Here is a 265-nt window from a genome sequence, read left to right as displayed (position 1 = left end):
AGACAGATAAATATGTGGTATGTCACTGTGATGTGAACCACAATAACTGGATGCTTGGAGAGAATACGCAGCTATATTTAATCGATTGGGACCGAGCGATGATTGCAGATCCTGCTATTGATTTAGGTTTATTGCTTTATTGGTACATCAATCCATCTCAGTGGGAAGAATGGCTTGAGCATTATGGGGTTGAACTAACTGAGAACTTGAAAACGAGAATGAAGTGGTATGTGATAAGTCAAACCATTTTATTCATTGAATGGCA

Annotated in this window: 1 protein-coding gene; it reads left to right on the top strand. The window is 38.5% G+C overall.

Translation table 11 applies throughout. The features are described from left to right. On the top strand, positions 1-265 hold a 265-nt coding region (locus tag NLF92_RS13165; protein WP_254102672.1), incomplete at both ends, for a phosphotransferase family protein.

The sequence above is a fragment of the Opacimonas viscosa genome (assembly GCF_024199005.1).
GTDB lineage: Bacteria > Pseudomonadota > Gammaproteobacteria > Enterobacterales > Alteromonadaceae > Opacimonas > Opacimonas viscosa.
This window is presented reverse-complemented; position numbering and strand designations above follow the sequence as displayed.